A 16,413-nucleotide genomic window follows, 5' to 3' on the forward strand; every position below is an offset into this window, starting at 1 on the left:
GTTTCACGCGGTCCCCCTCCCCGTTCCGGGGAGGATCGAATGCTCAATTGGTCCCCGCCCGGCGCGACCAGCCCGGGGGCGGCGCGCGGTGCAGCCTGGCTTCCGGAATGCGCTCGCGCAGCTTGCGGGCGAAGCTTCGCAAGCACACCTCGCTCGCCCCGATCGGCCCTACCTGATAGCTGCGCGATGCCATGCCCTGCTGCACCCGCTCGATCAGCCAAGTATCCTCGGCATTGACGACGCGGTTGATCCGCCAATTGGCATAGCGCACCAGCCGCATCTCGCGCCGGTCATCGGGCAGCGCGAACGCCATCTCGCGCAGCACGCATGTCGTTGGCGAGGTCGGCAGCCACTGCATGAAATCGATCTGATCGGCATAAATGTCGAACGCCATGTTCGGCCAGAGCTTGTAATAGAGCCACAGCCGCTGGTTCTGCTCGGGCAGATGATCGACGTGCGGAAGGTGGCGCTGGTAAAAGCGTTCCCACACATTGTCCGATGGCCGGTCGACGATGCGGCCCGACATCTTGTCCACCCAGGGCTGCGCCTCGATCGCATAGCTTTTCCCGAACAGCCGGGTCAGCCCGTCATGCGCGACGGGGATGTGGAGATTGTCCGAATAATTGTCGCCGACATTCTTCCAGTTCACGGCGCGTTCGCGAAGCCGGATCGGGCTGATCGTCTCCATTTCGGCGAAGCGATAGGGTGCGATCTCGTCCGCATAGGGCGCCATCATCTCGGCCACGGACGGGCCGCCGTCATCGTCGAGCCGCACGAACAGGAAGCCCTGCCAACTCTCCAGCGCGACGGGCACGAGGCCGTTATCCTCAAGAGTCAGCGCCGGATAATCGCGCCGCATCGGCACGCCCGACAGCCGGCCATCGAGCTCGTAGGTCCAGGCATGATAGGGGCACACAAGCTTCTTCGCGCAGCCGGCGGTCCCGTCGACCAGCCGCATTGCGCGGTGGCGGCAGACATTGGCGAAGGCGCGGACCACGCCATCATCCCCCAGCACGACGACGACGCTTTCGCCGACATAATCGATCGTGCGCCAATCGCCCGGCTGCTTCAGATCATTGCGATGGCACACGATCTGCCACGATGGGCGCAGCACGCGTTCCGCCTCCACCGCGGCGAACTCGGGATCATGATAGAGCCAGCCCGGCAGGCTGAAATCGGCATCGGGATCGATCGCGGGCGCATCCTCGATGGTGGCGAACCGACGGGCCATGCTTCTCGACTCCGAGCTTGTTATACGACCGTAAAACAGGGTTGGCGTGCGCGCAAGCCCGGCATAGAATTTCGGCCATGACCCGAGCCTTCACCCGCGCCCCCGATGCCCGCAGGCAGGCGCTGATCGATGCCACCCGCGCCGTTCTGGCACGGGCGGGCGCGCAGGGCGTCTCGGTACGTACGGTCTGCGCGGAGGCCGGCGTTTCCCCCGGGCTGCTGCGCCATTATTTCGCGGGCATCGATGCGCTGGTGGAAGCGACCTATGACCAGGTGGCGGATATCGTGCAGGCGAGCCTGGAGACGGCAATGGCGGCGGCGGGCGCCGATCCCCGCGCGCGTCTTGCCGCCTATGTCACCGCCAGCTTCGCGCCCGCGATCGCGGATGGTGCGCTGCTGGCCACTTGGCTCGGCTTCTGGAGCCTGGCCAAATCATCGCCCGAAATGGCGGCGATCCATGCCCGCAGCTATGCCCGCTACCGCGCGGTGATCGAGGATCTGGTCCACGCTGCCGCACCCGCAGCGGATGCCCGCCTGGCCGCGATCGGGATCGGCGCCGTGGTCGACGGGCTGTGGCTCGAACTGTCGCTCGATCCGACGAGCTTCACGCCGGCCGAGGCCGGGGCAATCGCGGAACGGGCAATGGCGGCGATGCTCTCTCCCTCCTGAAAGGGAGGGGCGTTCATCATTTCGCCAGTTCGCGCACCAGCACCGTCCACTGCGCGATGCCGCCCGAAATCGACTCCACCGGTACCCGCTCGTTCAGGCCGTGGGCGAATTCGTCGCCCGCCTTGATGAAGACCGGGCCGACGCCGTAGCTGGGGATGCCGAGCGCGCGGAAGGCGACGCTGTCGGTGGCGCCGGCTTCCATCATCGGCACGATCGGCAGGCCGGGTGCGCGGGCGTCGATCGCCTTGCGCAGCGCCGCCATCACATCCGGCCGCAGCGGAGAGGCATCGCTCATGTCCTGATCGCCGACGACCTCGATCTTGGCGCGCGGCCCGGCGAGCTTCGCCAGTTCCTCACCCACGCTGGCGATCGAGACGCCGGGATAGATGCGGCAATTGACCAGTACCGAAGCGCGCTGCGGCAAGGCGTTCGGCGCATGGCCGCCATCGAGCATCGTCGGCACGCAGGTTGTGCGCAGTTGCCCCACCCATTCGGGCGCGGCGGATAGGGTGGCGGCCGCGCCGGCATCGTCGGGATTGGCTGCGAAGCGCTTCATCGCCTCGCCCATATCGCCTGGCGTCTGGGTGGCGGTTGCGCGGAAGAAGGCGCGGGTCAGCTCACTGGATTGGACCGGGAAGGCATAGGCCGAGATCGCCTCGATCGATTTGGCTAACGCGGTGATCGGGTTGGTCGCGGTCGGCCGGCTGGAATGGCCGCCCGGATCGGTGATGGTGATGCGGTAATCGGCATAGGTCTTCTCGGCGGCCTGGATGCCATAGACCTGCGGCTTGCCGGTCTTGTCGTCGATCGCCGCGCCGCCCGCGTCCGAATTGAGCAGCAGTTCCGCCCCCTTGAGCTGGCCGGCGAGCAGCTTGGTGGATTTGAAGCTCGTCTCCTCCGCGCCCGAAAGCGCCAGCACGATATCGCGGCGCGGGCGGAAGCCTTCGCGGCGCAGCTTGGCGAGCGTCGCCACCATCACGGTGATGCCGGCCTTGTTGTCCAGGCTGCCACGGCCATAGACGAAGCCATTCTCGACGACCGCGGTGAAGGGATCGCGCGTCCAGTCCTTCGGATCGGCCTCGACCACGTCCATATGGCCGGACAGGATGATCGGCTTCGCCTTGGCGTCGCTACCGCGCCAGCGCGCGAGCAGGACGGCGGTATCCTCGAACGGCGTGATGCTGATGTCGGCCGCGGGGAAGCCGCCGGCGACCAGCTGTTCCTTCAGATAGGCCGCATAGGCCGGCACCTGGTTGCCCTTGCCGGCCACGCTGCGAAAGCCGATCCCGCGCTTCAGCATGTCCAGCGCCTGTGCGCTTTCCTGTGGGGTGACGGGGGCGGCGGCCGCGCCGCCAGGCTGGGCCGCCAGCAGCGCGCCTGCGACCATGCTTGCCAAGACCCTGCCGACCATGCGCTATTCTCCCCGATGATGGGACAAGGCTAGCGGCGGCGCGCGGCGCGGCAAGGGGGAAGATCATGATCACACGGCTGCTGCTGATGATCGCGCTGGCGGCAGGCGGCCCCGCGCAGGCGGCGGTCAGCTATGTCCGCGCCGGCCGGATGGTCGATGTCGTGGCGGGCAGGGTGCTGACCGATCAACTGATCCGGATCGAGGATGAGCGGGTCACTACGATCTCTCCGTGGCGCGAGGCACCGGCCGACGGGCCGGTGATCGACTGGTCGACGCGCACCGTGCTGCCCGGGCTGATCGATGCGCACACCCATCTGGCCGATTTCGCCGATTCCCACCCCGCCACGCCGCTGATGCATTCTGCCGCAGAGACTGCGCTGAAGGGTGCCGAGAATGCGCGCGCGACACTGAAGGCGGGGTTCACCACCGTACACGATGTCGGCTGCTATCGCGGGCTGACCGATGTCGCGTTGCGCGATGCCATCGCCGCGGGCCACGTGCCGGGGCCGCGGATGAACGTGGTCGGTGCCTATATCACCGTGCCGGGCGGCGGCGGCGACGTGACCGGCTTCGCGCCCGATGTCGCGATCCCGCCCGACATGCGGCTGGGCGTCGTCACCTCGCCGGCCGAGGTGCGGCAGAAGGTGCGCTTCCTGTTCCAGCGGCGGGTGAATTCGATCAAGCTGATCGCGACCGGCGCGGTGCTGGCGGTCGGCACTGAGCCCGGGCGGCTGGAACTGTCCGAGGCCGAGATGCGCGCCGCAGTGGAGGAAGCCGCGGCCAATGGTGGGCTCGTCACCGCACATGCGCACGGCGCGGACGGCATCAGGGCCGCGATCCGCGCGGGCGTGCGATCGATCGAGCATGCCTCGCTGATCGATGCCGAGGGGATCGCGCTGGCCAAGGCGAAGGGCGTCTGGCTGGTGATGGACATCTACAATGGCGACTGGATCGAGGCAGAAGGAGCGAAAGCCGGCTGGCCCGCCGAATATATGCGCAAGAACCGCGAGACGACCGATGCCCAGCGCGCGGGCTTCCGCGCCGCGGTAAAGGCCGGTGCGCGGATCGCCTATGGCACCGATGCCGGCGTCTATCCGCACGGCCAGAACGGCAGGCAATTCGCCTATATGGTCCGGTTCGGGATGACGCCGATGCAGGCAATTCAGGCGGCCACGATCAGCGCGGCAACGATGTTGCGGATGGAGGCCGATGTCGGCGCGATCGCACCGGGGCGTTATGCCGATCTCATTGCAGTGGCGGGCGATCCACTTGCGGATGTCACGGTGCTTGAAAAGGTGGCGGCCGTGATGAAGGGCGGGGTGGTCCAGTAACGGTCAACGCGACGCTGCCTGCTCCTTCGCCAGCGCCACTTCGAACGCGGCTTCGGCGTCGCGCACCAGTTTCGGCAGCAGGCCGGGCATCAGCATCGCATCCCGATCGCCCGCGTCGCGGCGCGCCTTGCGGCCGAGCATGTCCGCCGCCTCGGGGTGCGCGGGCAGCACGACATCGGCATGCATCCTCGCGAGCTTGCGAAAACTGGCGTGGAAATTGGCGACGATGCCGGGATAGCCGCGATTGCCGACGAGCCGGTTGCCGGCGACGGTGATGCTGCACGGGAAGACGACGTCCAGCAGCCGGCCGCCGTCCCGTATCTTCATCGACCACGTCGTGCAGCCGGTGGTGTGACCGGGCGTGAAGGTCGGGATCAGAGTGACGTCGCCCAGCCGCACCGGCCGGCCATCGGCCAGCACGCGATCGACCTTTACCGCCGGGAAGCGGACCTCCCCATAGCTTGTCTCACCGATCGGTCGGCCCGACTCCAGCGCGGGCCGATCGCGCGGAGAGGCGAGCAGGGCGGCCCCGCTGTCCGCCTTCAGCTTCGCCAGGCCCGCGGCATGATCGAAATGGGCGTGGCTGTTCAGCAGCAGCTTCACGTCCTTCAGCCTGAAGCCGAGCGCGGCGATGCTGCGTTCGATCGCGGGCACATTTTCCTCCATCGTGCCGTCGATCAGGATCAGCCCGCGCGAGGTTTCGATCAGATAGGCGGCCAGCCCTTCGGTGCCGACATAGTGGATCGGACCCACGACGCGGAACGGCGCGGTCGGCCGCGTCCAGGCCGGCGGATCCTGCGCGAGCGCGGGGCCGGCGAACAGGGCGAGCAGCAGCACGATCCGCGTCACGCGCTTATTTCCCAACGAACAGGAAGCCGACCCCGGCCATGATGCAGGTGAATGCAGCGAAGTGCCGCCAGTGCAGCGGTTCCTTCAGCACCAGCACCATGAAGCTGCCGAAGATGATCAGTGCGATCGCTTCCTGCGCCACTTTCAGCTGGCCCGCGCTCCAGCCATTGGCATAGCCGATCCGGTTGGCGGGCACGGCCAGGCAATATTCGAACAGCGCAATCCCCCAGCTGATCAGGATCACGATCAGCAGCGGCTTTTCCATGCCGCCCTTCAGGTGCCAGTACCAGGCGACCGTCATGAAGATATTGGACGTGACGAGCAGCAGGATCGTAGGCATCGCCCGCCCATGCCACCGCGCGCCGCATTCGACCAGATCGATCGGCATCTTAACCGGTTCGCAAAGAATGGCGGGCGATAGCAGGGACATGTCCGATTTCGCCGAACTCAGCACCGACCGCCGCCGATCGCCCCGCACGATGGTCCGCCTGGCGGTCCAGATCGGTGCCGAAGATGCTGGCGGCGAGCCTGCCACGCTGCACGATCTGTCCGCCGAAGGCTTCCGCATGGAAGCCGATGCCAGTTTCGCACGCGGCGATGCGATGTGGCTGCGCCTGCCCGGACAGATGCCGGTGCAGGCGACGATCGTGTGGTGCAACGAGCGCATGTTCGGCGTCGCATTCAAGGAGGCGCTCGAAGCCAGCATCCTGCGCCGCGCGCTCGATGCCGGCAGCATCGCGGCGCCCGCCGACGAACAGTGGGATGGTGAGCGATCGCCTGCGCTCCGCGACCTGCTGAAGCGGATGCGCCAGCCGGCGTGACCGGCGGCGATCGGCGCTCGGCAAAAGAATAGGGTTCGCGTCCGGCGATTGCCGGGCTAGGAAGCGGCGTCGGCTTCAGCCGGCGCCAAGCGACGCGAGACGCCCATATCGCGCCGCTTTCCCGAGATCCTTGCGTGGAGATTCGCGATGACGGCGATGGGCGATGCCAATCTGATTCCGGTTCTGATCGGTGTGGGGGAGATCTGCGATCGGCCCGCAGTCGAGGTCGACGGGCTTGATTCGATCCAGCTGATGAAGGCCGCGCTCGAAGCGGCGGAGCGCGATGCCGGCGTCGCGCTGCTCGACAAGCTCGACTGGCTGGGCGTGGAAGACGAGATCAGCTTTCCAATGCCCGCCCCGCAGGAGGCGCTGGCCGATCTGCTGGCGGTGCGCCCGCGCCTGCTGACCAAGACGTTCGAGGCGAGCGGCGATGGCCCCCTACAGCTGATCAATGACGCTGCCAACCTGATCGGCAAGGGTGAGATCCGGCTGGCCGCCGCGGTCGGCGCAGAGGCGCTGCGCACCGCCGCCAAGCGCGCTCAGGCCGATATCGCCGCGGGCCGCGAGCCGCCGAAAAGCTCGGTCGCCGAAGTCGCTGCTGCCAACGCCAAGCCAATCGCCCGCAAGCATGGCCTGCTGACACCGATCGATGTCTATCCGCTGTACGAAAATGCCACCCGCGCCGCGTGGGGCCAGTCGTTGGCCGAAGGGCAGGCGGAAAGTGCGGCGATCTGGGCCGGCTTCTCGCAGGTGGCCGCCGCCAATCCGAATGCGTGGATCCGCAAGCCGGTCGCGGCCGAGCAGATTGCCGATGCCAACCTCGACAACCGCATGGTCAGCTTCCCCTATACCAAGCTGATGGTGGCCAACTCGTCAGTCAACATGGGGGCGGCGGTGATCGTCGCCAGCCTGGCGATGGCGCGCGAACTGGGCGTGGCCGAGGATCGTATCGTCTATGTCGGCGCGGGTGCCGCCGCACATGAACCCGACGATTTCCTGCTGCGCGACAGCTATACGCGCTCTGCCAGCCTGGAGACGACGATCGAAGTCGCGCTCGAGCGCAACAAGCTGGTCGCTGACGAGATCGACCATGTCGAGCTCTATTCCTGCTTTCCCTGCGTGCCCAAGATGGCGCGCCGCGCGCTGGGCTGGCCGGTGGAAAAGCCGGCCAGCGTCTATGGCGGGCTCACCTTCGGCGGCGGCCCGATCGGCAACTGCATGATGCACGCCGCCGCGCAGATGGTGGAGAAGCTTCGCGCGGGCGGCACCAACGGCCTGATCGTTGCCAATGGCGGCTATGCCACCCATAGCCATTCGCTGGTGCTGACGCGCACGCCACAGCCCGCGGGCACCTTCCCGCAGGATTATGCTGCGCAGCATATCGCGGACGAACGGCGCGGGGCGGTGCCCGAACTCGTCGATGATCATGAAGGCGAAGGCACGGTCGAGACGTTCACGATCCCGTTCGGCCGCGATGGCCAGCCGCGATCCGGCACCGTGATCGCTCGGACGCCGGAAGGCGCGCGCTTCCTGGCGCATGTGCCGGGCAGTGATCGCGAGACGCTGGAATTCCTGATGGCGGACGATGCCGAGCCGATCGGATCGACGGGCCGTGCGGTGCGGCAGGGTGACAGGATCGTGTGGCAACGCTGAGCCGAAGCCACTAGCATGGGCCACTGAACCGCGGCGCGATCGCGGCGGGGGAGGATATGGTCGAGCTCGACGTGCGGCTGGTGCGCAGTTTCGTGGCGGTCGCCGACGAGCGATCGTTCACGCGCGCCGCCGAACGCCTGCATGTCGCGCAGCCATGGATCTCCGTACAGATCCGGAAGCTGGAAGAACAGCTCGGCTTCCGCCTGTTCGCGCGCAACCGCAACCAGGGGGTTATCGTCTCGCCCGAGGCGGAAGCCTTTCTGCCGGCCGCGCGGGACTATTTGGCTGCGGCCGACCGGGCGGGGGCGCTCGCCCGGCGGATTCGCGACAATGCCGGCGCCACGCTGCGGTTGGGCGCGCCGGATTTCTCCGCCGAGATGCCGATGCGCAGCGCGATCATCGACGGGTTCCTGGGCGAGCGGCCGGATATCGAACTGGAAGTCTCGAACGCGTGGACCGTCGAACTGCTGAAGCGGCTGCACGATGGCGAGCTCGACATCGCCTTCACCGTCGGCCCCCATCTCGATTCACTGAGCGAGGCGATGGTGGTGGCGCGCTACCGGCTCTGGCTGCTGGCGCCGACCGGCGAATTCGGCGAGGGCATCGCGCCGGTATCGCTTTCCGCTTTGGCAGGGCGCGAGATCGCCATCTTCCGCCGCAACGTGAACCCGCCGTTCCACGATTCGATTGCACCGGTGCTGGAAGCGGCGGGCGTGCGCGTCAGCCACCTTTCGGAATCCGGCATGCCTGCGATCATGCATAACACGCTGCGCAACGGGGTCTGTTCGATCATCGGTGACTATTCGGCGAACGCGATGCTGCCGGACGGGTTGAGCGTCGTCCCGCTCGCCGAGAATGCTTTGGCATTCAACCTAAATCTTGTTCGCCGGGTGGGCGACCGCAGCCCGCCGGTGGCTGCGCTGTGGACCTATGCGATGCGGATGGTCGCCGCTTCATAAGAAAAACGCATCAACAAATTCGTTATACCTATTAGACAAGCTCCCAAGGCTCTCGCATCTTCCCGTTCGAGGCTATCGTGACAAACACGAAGTCGGTGGGAGAGAATGACCTTGAACTGCGCAATCATGTTCGGCGACTGAGCTGAACGGCGGGGGCTCCGCACTTCACGACATCACGACGCGGAACGATCCACGCTGCAGTGCAGCTTGTGTCGTCGTGCGTCTGCTGGAGACGATCATGTCCGACACCGAAGTCGTGCTTTTCGAGCGCGTCGACGAGCATATCGCGCTCGTCACTCTGAACCGACCCGAGAAGCGCCATGCCGTCAATGGCGCGGTCGCGCGCCGGCTGGGTGAAATCGTGGCCGAAACTGAGGCAGATCCCTCGATTTGGGCGGTGGTGCTGACGTCAAGCGGCGGCCCGACTTTCTGCGCCGGTGCTGACCTGGCCGAAGTGGCGGCGGGGCGCGCGGCCGAGCTTTCGACGCCCGAAGGGGGCTTCGGCGGCTTCGTCGAATCCAAGCGCGACAAGCCATGGATCGTGGCGGTGCGCGGGTCTGCGCTCGGCGGAGGCCTCGAATTCTCGCTCGCTTGCGACCTGCGCGTGATCGCCGAGACGACGGTGCTGGGGCTGCCCGAAGTGAAGCGCGGTCTGATCGCCGGGGCGGGCGGCATCTATCGGCTGCCGCGCCAGATCCCGCGCGCGATCGCGCTGGAGATCATCGCGCTGGGCGAGCCGATCGATGCGCGCCGCGCCTATGCGCTGGGGCTGGTCAACGCCGTCGTGCCCGAGGATGCAGTGCTCGATACCGCGCTCGACATGGCCCGCAAGATCTGTGCGAACGCGCCGATCTCGGTGCGCGAAAGCCTGAAGATCGCGCGTGCGGCAGAGGAATCGCCGGAAGCGGACTCGATCGCGGCGATGCGCAGGACGATGGAATATCTCGTCACCACCGACGATTTCAAGGAAGGCCCGCGCGCCTTCGTCGAAAAGCGTGCGCCGCAGTGGAGCGGCCGCTGACCATGTCGCTGGACAGCTTCTTCCGGCCGCGTTCGGTGGTGCTCGTGGGTGCGAGCGACAAGTCCGCCTGGTCGCAGCTGATCCACGGCAATTTTGCCAAAATGGGCTATTCGGGTGAGGTCCATCTCGTCAACAAGCGCGGTGCGCCGGCGCATGGGCGTGATGCCGTCACCTCATGCGCGCAGCTGCCGGGGCCGGCGGACCTGGCCTATATCTTCGTGCCGACTGATGCGGTGGCCGAAGCGGTGGCAGACGTTGCGGCAGCGGGCATCCGCAACGCGCTGATCCTGTCATCGGGTTATGCCGAGACCGGGGATGCCGGCGGTGCCGCGCAGGACGCGCTGGTCGCAGCGGCCACTGCCGGGGGGCTGCGCTTCATCGGCCCGAACAGCTTGGGCTTCGTCAATTTTACCGATGCCGTGCCTGTCACTCCGATCCCCGTGGCCGATGGCTGGCAGCGCGGGCAGGTGGCGATCGTCTCGCAAAGCGGGGCGACGACGCAGGTGATCGCATCCTTCGCGCAGCAACAGGGCATTGGGCTCAGCTATGCGATCGCGACCGGCAACGAAGCCGACATCCACACCGCCGATGTCGTCGCCTTCCTGGCAAGCGATCCGGCCACGCGCGTGATCGCGCTGTTCGCCGAGACGATCAAGGATCCCGCCGCCTTCCGCGCTGCGGCGCAGGCGGTGCGCGCCGCCGGCAAGGCGCTGGTGGTGCTGAAGGTGGGGCGGACCGAACTCGCCACCAAGCTTGCACAGGCCCACACCGGATCGGTGACCGGCGACGACCGGATCTTCGATGCGGTCTGCGCGCAGGATGGCGTGATCCGCGTCGGATCGCTTGAGGAACTGGTGACGACGGCCGGCGTGCTGGTCCACACCGGTCCGGTCGACGGCGGGGTCGGCATCGTTTCCATTTCCGGCGGCGCGTGCGAGATCATTGCCGATGCGGCCGAGGATCATGGCCTGTCGCTGCCGGCATTTGCCCCCGATACGGTGGCGGCGCTGCAGGCGGTGATCGCGTCCTATGGCGCCACCTTCAACCCGCTCGACGTGACGGGCGCCGCGATCCGCGATCCATCGATGTTCGAGACGATGCTGCGGATCATCGCCGATGATCCGGCCATCGCCTTGACCGCCTGCGTGTATGATGTGCCCCGCCGGCTCGAGGATTATGTCGACCGCAATTCACTGGGCCGGATCGGGGCAGGCCTGAGTGCCGGCAAGACGCCGGGTCTGCTGATCAACCAGGCGCTGATGCCGATCACGCCGCCGGTGCAGGCGCTGATCGCCGAGCTCGGCATTCCGGCGGCAGCCGGCGGGCTCGATCTTGTCGTGCGCGCGCTGGCGGCGGCGCAGCGGCTGGCTCGCGGCGGCCGCACGAAGGCGGCGGCCGAGAGTATCGATACGGGCGCGCGGCCCGCATCCGAGCGCGAGGCGCTCGACTATCTTGAAGGAAAGGGCGTCAGCACACCTCCCCGTGTCTGCGCCCCTACTGCGGGCGAAGCGGTTGCGGCATGGCGGACGATGGGCTGTCCGGTCGTGCTCAAGATCGCTTCGCCCGCCATCTTGCACAAGAGCGATATCGGTGGCGTCCGGCTCGACCTGAACGACGAAGCCGCGATCACCGCGGCGTTCGACGAGATCATGGCGGCGGCGCGCAAGGCGCATCCGGATGCGCCGATCGAAGGGTGCCTCGTCATGGCGATGCGGCCGAAGGGAACCGAGCTGTTCGTGGGCACCGCACGATCGGCCTGGGGGCCGGTGATCGCGGTCGGGTTGGGCGGCGTCTGGATCGAGGCGCTGGCGGATACCAGCCTGCGGCTATTGCCGATCGACGAAACCGAAGCCGAAGCGATGCTGGGTGAGCTGCGCGGCAGCCGCCTGCTCGATGGCTATCGCGGCCAGCCGACGGCGGATCGGGCCGCGATCGCGCGCCAGATCAAGGCGATCGGCGATGCCGCGCTCGGCCTCGGCCCCGATCTGGTCGCGCTCGAAGTCAACCCGCTGCTGGTGCGCGGCCCCGAGGTCGAGGCGCTGGACGCGCTGGCGGTCTGGGAGGATCGGTGATCGCGGTCGCCCAGCCGATGCCGCAGGCCCGCGGGGTCGGGCGCTGGGGGCTGACGCTGCTGCTGACGCTGTGTTTCGCGTTGTCCTATGTCGATCGCCAGGTGATGAGCCTGCTGGTGACGCCGATCAAGGCCTCGCTCGGCCTGTCGGATAGCCAGATCGGGCTGCTGCAGGGGATCAGCTTTTCCCTGTTCTACGTGATCGCGGCGGTGCCGCTGGCGCGGCTGGCGGATCGGGGCGATCGCTCGCGGATCGTGGCCGCCTGCGTCGCGATCTGGAGCCTGATGACGGTCGCCTGCGGGCTGGCGCAGGGCTTCTGGCAGTTGATGCTGGCGCGGATCGGACTGGCCGTGTCGGAAGCCGGGCTGCCGCCGGCCGCGCTTACGCTGATGGCCGATACGCATGACCGCCCCGGCCTGGCGCGCGCGACATCGCTCTTCATGCTTTCCCCCTTCGTCGGCGGCGGCATCGCGCTGATCGGTGGCGGCGCGCTCTATGCCGTGTTGTCGACGAGCGCGCTGCCGTGGGGGCTGGAGGCGTGGCAGGCGCTGTTCATCCTCGCCGGCCTGCCGGGCCTGCTGCTCCTCGCCCCCGCGATGCTGGTGCTGACCCGCGAGCCGCGCGCGCCCGGTGCCGCGCGCCAGGCCGGCGGATCGGTGCGCGATCTGGCCGATTTCATGCTCGGCCAGTGGCGCTTCTGCATCGTCTACATGATCGCGATCGCGCTGGTGGTGACCGTGCTCAACGCGCACATCGCCTGGATGCCGACCGCGATCCTCCGCCGCTTTCCGGTGGGCGAGGCGGCGATGGGCGCGGGCTTCGGCAGCATTTACATCGCCGCTGGCGCGGCGGGCACATTGGTTGCCGGCTGGGTGATCTCGCGTGCGGCCGAAGCCCGGATGCTGGAACGCACGCTGCGCTTCATGCGCGGCGGCGCGATGCTGCTCGTGCCGTTCGCCGTCGCGGCTCCGTTCGGTCCAAGCTATCTCGCGGTCGTGCTGCTGGCCGGCATCGCCGTGTTCTTCACCAGCGCCGTCGTCAGCATGGGATCGATCCCGTTCCAGCTGGTGGCGCCGACCGCGCTGCGCGCCCAGGCGATCGCGCTCTCCAGCCTTGCCGCAGCCCTGTTCGGCACCGGGCTCGGCCCGCTGCTTGTCGGCCTGGCCAGCGATGCCGCCGCCGCCGCGGGCGCGCGTGAACCGCTGAGCGTGGCGCTCGCCATCGTCGGCGGCGGCGCTGCGCTGGCGGCGACGCTGATGTTGGGCAGCGTGATCCGACATAGACCAGATTTGAGACCAGAAACCGATCCGGCACCCTCGAGAGTGGCGGACATTAGAGAGGGACCAGCATCATGAAGGCCTATCTGCTCGCCGGTACCGCGTTCGCCTGTCTCGGCGCTGCCGCCCAGGCGCAAGACGCAGCCCCGCCCGCCAGCCCATCCGATCAGGCTGCCGCCGCTGCCGATCCGGCCGCCGCCCCGGCCGATGATGCCGCAGGGCCGGACATCATCGTCACCGGATCGCGCATCGTGCGCGACGGCTATACCGCGCCGACCCCGGTGACGGTGGCGACGACCGACGATCTGCTGAAGGCCACCCCGTCCAATATCCCGGACGGGCTGAACAAGCTGCCGCAGTTCACCAATTCGCAGAGTCCGTCGCGCAGCGCGCTCAACTTCGCCAACGCGCCGATCGCGGGCAATGTGCTCAATCTGCGCGGCATCGGGCCGACGCGCACGCTGATCCTGTTCGATGGCGTGCGCACCACGCCGACCACCTATCTCGGTACCTTCGACACCAACGTGATTCCCAACCTGCTGGTCCAGCGGGTCGATATCGTGACCGGCGGTGCCTCGGCCGCATACGGCTCCGATGCGGTATCGGGCGTCGTTAATTTCGTGCTCAACCGCAGCTTCACCGGCATCACCGGCGTGGCGCAGGCCGGCGTTTCGCAGCGCGGCGACAATGGTAACCAGCGCCTCGGCCTCGCCTATGGCACCGAATTCGGGGGCGGCCGCGGCCATCTGCTGCTGAGCGGCGAATATTTCAACAGCGCCGGCATGCAGCGCTCGGATCGCAAGATCGGGCGGGATGGCTATGCCTATGTCGGTGCCACGGTCGGCTGCACGCCTGCCGGCACCGCGGCGTGCCTGCCCGGTGGCGAGAATAATCCGTACGTCGCCGTGCCCAATGCCTTCATCACCGCGGGCACCCCGTTCGGACGGATCATCGGATCGAGCGTGGCGGGCAACCCGTTCGTCAACACCGTCTTCATCGGCCCCAACAGCTTCCGTCCGGCCAATCCCGGCACGGCCACCGGCACCGGCGGTGTCGTCACCAATGGTGATGGCTTCCAGATCCCGGCCGCTGCCAGCGCGATCGCGCCGCTGCGCACCTACCAGGCGTTCGGCCGGGCCAGCTATGAACTGACCGACGATATCAGCGTCTTCGCGCAGGGCATCTATGCGCGCAGTGATCTGCGCTATACCTCGCTCACCAACGCGTTCAGCCCCCCGAACACGGCCTTCATCTACAAGGGCAATCCGTTCCTGCCGGCCGCGATCGATGCCTCGCTGCCGGCCGGCGGCAGCGTCACGCTCAGCACCTATGATGCCGGCCAGCCGCTGCCCCGCACGCGCAGCGTGACCGATTACTGGCAGGTCACGGGCGGGATCGAAGGCAAGATCGGATCGGGCCTCAGCTGGGATATCGCCTACACGCATGGCGATTCCGAACTGAAGAGTGCGCAGTCCGGCCTCTACGACATCAAGAAGGCGTTCGCCGCGGTCGATGCGGTGGTGGCGCCCGCGGGCAACCCCGGCGGCATCGCGGCCGGCACGATCACCTGCAACGTGCTGCTGAACCCGGACGCTGCGATCCGCGCGCAATATGCCGGCTGCCAGCCGCTCAACATCATCGGCGTCAATCCGGCCGCGGCCACGCCCGGCGGCTATGCCTATGCCACCGGCACCTCGCGCTACAATGCCCGGCTGAAGCAGGATTCGGTGGTCGCCAACCTCAGCGGCAGCCTGTTCGATCTGCCGGCAGGCCCGGTCGATTTCGCGGTCGGTGCCGAATATCGCCGCCAGTCGCTGAACCTGACCAGCAATGCCGATCCGTCGCTGCTGGTTTCGCCGCCGCTCGCGACGCCGGCGCAGACTGCCGCGGCCACCGCCGCGATCCGCAGCGCGTATTTCGCGGGGCTACGCGGAGTGCCGGCATCCCAGTTCTTTTACTATCTGACCAACGTCGGCGTGGCCGATGGCAGCCTGAACGTGAAGGAAGGCTTCGTCGAACTAGCGGTGCCGATCCTGAAGGATACGCCCTTCTTCCAAGAATTGAGCGTCAACGGCGCGGCGCGCATCACCGACTATTCGACATCGGGTTCAGTCAAGACGTGGAAGCTGGGCGCGACCTGGCAGCCGATCGAGGACCTTCGCCTGCGCGGCACGCTGTCGCGCGACATCCGTGCGCCGAACCTGTTCGAACTGTTCGCCGGGCGCACCACCGCGCTGACGCAGGTGATCGATCCCGCGCAGGGCGGCGCGGCGGTGACCGCGTTGCTGTTCAACGGGGGCAACCCCGATCTGACGCCCGAGATCGCCCGTACGCTGACCGGGGGGGGCGTGCTTTCGCCCAGCTTCCTGCCCGGGTTCAGCCTGGCGGTCGACTATTTCCAGATCCGCGTGAACAAGCAGATCGGCACGCTGACCGCCCAGCAGATCGTCAACAATTGCGGCGCCAGCGCCAGCGCACCCGAATGCGGCCTGATCACGCGCGGGGCCGACAACTCGCTGACGAGCGTGCTCGTGGCGCCCGCCAACACCGCCTTCCTGCGGACGCGCGGCATCGATTTCGACGCCAGCTATCGCACCAATCTCGGCGACTCCGCGCTCGCGCTGCGGCTCTATGCCACGCACCTGCTGAAATATGAGACGCGGGCATTCGCCAACACCGCCACGCTGGATCTGACCGGGCTCAGCACGGTCAGCGGCAACCCGGCGGGTTACCCGCGCTGGCGCGGCAGCCTGAGCGTCGATTATTCGTACAAGAATTTCGGCATCAACATCAATCAGCAGTATATCGGCAAGCTGACAGTCGCGATCCCCAGTGTCCGCCCGGTCGCGGGTGGCGGGTTCGTGCAGTATAATAACACGTTCGTCGATCCGTCGGTCGGATCGGTCTGGTATACCGATCTCACGCTCCGGATGGACGTGCCGCAATCCAACGGCAATTTCCAGTTCTTCACCACCATCAACAATCTGTTTGACAAGCAGCCGCCGATCATCCCCAGCACCGTCGTCGCCAACAACCTGCCGACCAACCTGGCGATCTACGATACGGTCGGCCGTTCGTTCACCGCCGGCGTCCGCTTCAAATTCTGACGCGGCGATCGGC

At 67.3% G+C, this 16,413-nt stretch carries 13 protein-coding genes; 9 read left to right on the top strand and 4 right to left on the bottom strand.

Going from position 1 to position 16,413, the window contains the following annotated elements; genetic code table 11:
- Positions 1–43: 43 nt before the first annotated feature.
- Complete coding sequence (locus ABC347_RS01090; RefSeq protein WP_413243943.1) at positions 44–1,231, bottom strand: aromatic ring-hydroxylating oxygenase subunit alpha; 1,188 nt, start codon at positions 1,229–1,231, stop codon at positions 44–46.
- A gap of 77 nt (positions 1,232–1,308) precedes the next feature.
- On the opposite strand from ABC347_RS01090, the gene betI reads away from it, so the two are divergent.
- Positions 1,309–1,899, top strand: a complete 591-nt coding sequence (gene betI, locus ABC347_RS01095; RefSeq protein WP_413243944.1) for a transcriptional regulator BetI — start codon at positions 1,309–1,311, stop codon at positions 1,897–1,899.
- A 16-nt stretch (positions 1,900–1,915) separates the two neighbouring features.
- On the opposite strand, the gene ABC347_RS01100 is transcribed toward betI, so the two are convergent.
- The gene (locus ABC347_RS01100) at positions 1,916–3,310 is read right to left on the bottom strand and encodes a M20/M25/M40 family metallo-hydrolase (RefSeq protein ID WP_413243945.1); all 1,395 of its coding nucleotides are present in this window, start codon (positions 3,308–3,310) and stop codon (positions 1,916–1,918) included.
- Between the two features lie 65 nt (positions 3,311–3,375).
- On the opposite strand from ABC347_RS01100, the gene ABC347_RS01105 reads away from it, so the two are divergent.
- Positions 3,376–4,641, top strand: a complete 1,266-nt coding sequence (locus ABC347_RS01105) for a Xaa-Pro dipeptidase (RefSeq protein ID WP_413243946.1) — start codon at positions 3,376–3,378, stop codon at positions 4,639–4,641.
- A gap of 3 nt (positions 4,642–4,644) precedes the next feature.
- Here the strand turns inward: ABC347_RS01105 and bla are convergent, their stop codons facing one another.
- Both bla and ABC347_RS01115 read right to left on the bottom strand, forming a co-directional pair.
- Positions 4,645–5,490, bottom strand: a complete 846-nt coding sequence (bla, locus tag ABC347_RS01110) for a subclass B3 metallo-beta-lactamase (protein WP_413243947.1) — start codon at positions 5,488–5,490, stop codon at positions 4,645–4,647.
- 4 nt (positions 5,491–5,494) lie between these two features.
- On the bottom strand, positions 5,495–5,830 hold the full coding sequence (locus tag ABC347_RS01115) for a DMT family protein (protein WP_413246973.1): 336 nt from the start codon (positions 5,828–5,830) through the stop codon (positions 5,495–5,497).
- Positions 5,831–5,918: 88 nt separating this feature from the next.
- Here ABC347_RS01115 and ABC347_RS01120 point away from each other — a divergent pair, with 88 nt between their 5' ends.
- The 7 genes from ABC347_RS01120 to ABC347_RS01150 all read left to right on the top strand — a co-directional run bounded on the left by ABC347_RS01120 (position 5,919) and on the right by ABC347_RS01150 (position 16,400).
- A complete protein-coding gene (locus ABC347_RS01120; protein ID WP_413243948.1) occupies positions 5,919–6,311 on the top strand; it encodes a PilZ domain-containing protein in 393 nt (130 codons plus the stop codon).
- A gap of 147 nt (positions 6,312–6,458) precedes the next feature.
- Entirely contained in the window at positions 6,459–7,964 is a 1,506-nt protein-coding gene (locus tag ABC347_RS01125) for an acetyl-CoA acetyltransferase (RefSeq protein ID WP_413243949.1), read from the top strand.
- A gap of 56 nt (positions 7,965–8,020) precedes the next feature.
- Positions 8,021–8,923 carry a LysR family transcriptional regulator gene (locus ABC347_RS01130; protein WP_413243950.1) on the top strand — a complete coding sequence of 301 codons (903 nt, stop codon included), beginning with the start codon at positions 8,021–8,023 and terminating at the stop codon, positions 8,921–8,923.
- Positions 8,924–9,161: 238 nt separating this feature from the next.
- Positions 9,162–9,944 (top strand): enoyl-CoA hydratase-related protein, encoded by a 783-nt coding sequence (locus ABC347_RS01135; RefSeq protein ID WP_413243951.1) that lies wholly within the window; start codon positions 9,162–9,164, stop codon positions 9,942–9,944.
- A complete protein-coding gene (locus ABC347_RS01140) occupies positions 9,929–12,016 on the top strand; it encodes an acetate--CoA ligase family protein (RefSeq protein ID WP_413243952.1) in 2,088 nt (695 codons plus the stop codon). Before ABC347_RS01135 ends, ABC347_RS01140 begins: the two co-directional genes overlap by 16 nt.
- A complete protein-coding gene (locus tag ABC347_RS01145) occupies positions 12,013–13,371 on the top strand; it encodes an MFS transporter (protein WP_413243953.1) in 1,359 nt (452 codons plus the stop codon). The genes ABC347_RS01140 and ABC347_RS01145 overlap by 4 nt, the downstream gene beginning before the upstream one ends.
- The gene (locus tag ABC347_RS01150) at positions 13,368–16,400 is read left to right on the top strand and encodes a TonB-dependent receptor domain-containing protein (protein ID WP_413243954.1); all 3,033 of its coding nucleotides are present in this window, start codon (positions 13,368–13,370) and stop codon (positions 16,398–16,400) included. The genes ABC347_RS01145 and ABC347_RS01150 overlap by 4 nt, the downstream gene beginning before the upstream one ends.
- Positions 16,401–16,413: the final 13 nt, after the last annotated feature.

It is taken from the genome of Sphingomonas canaveralia, assembly GCF_047238125.1.
In the GTDB taxonomy this organism is placed as follows: domain Bacteria; phylum Pseudomonadota; class Alphaproteobacteria; order Sphingomonadales; family Sphingomonadaceae; genus JBDFMH01.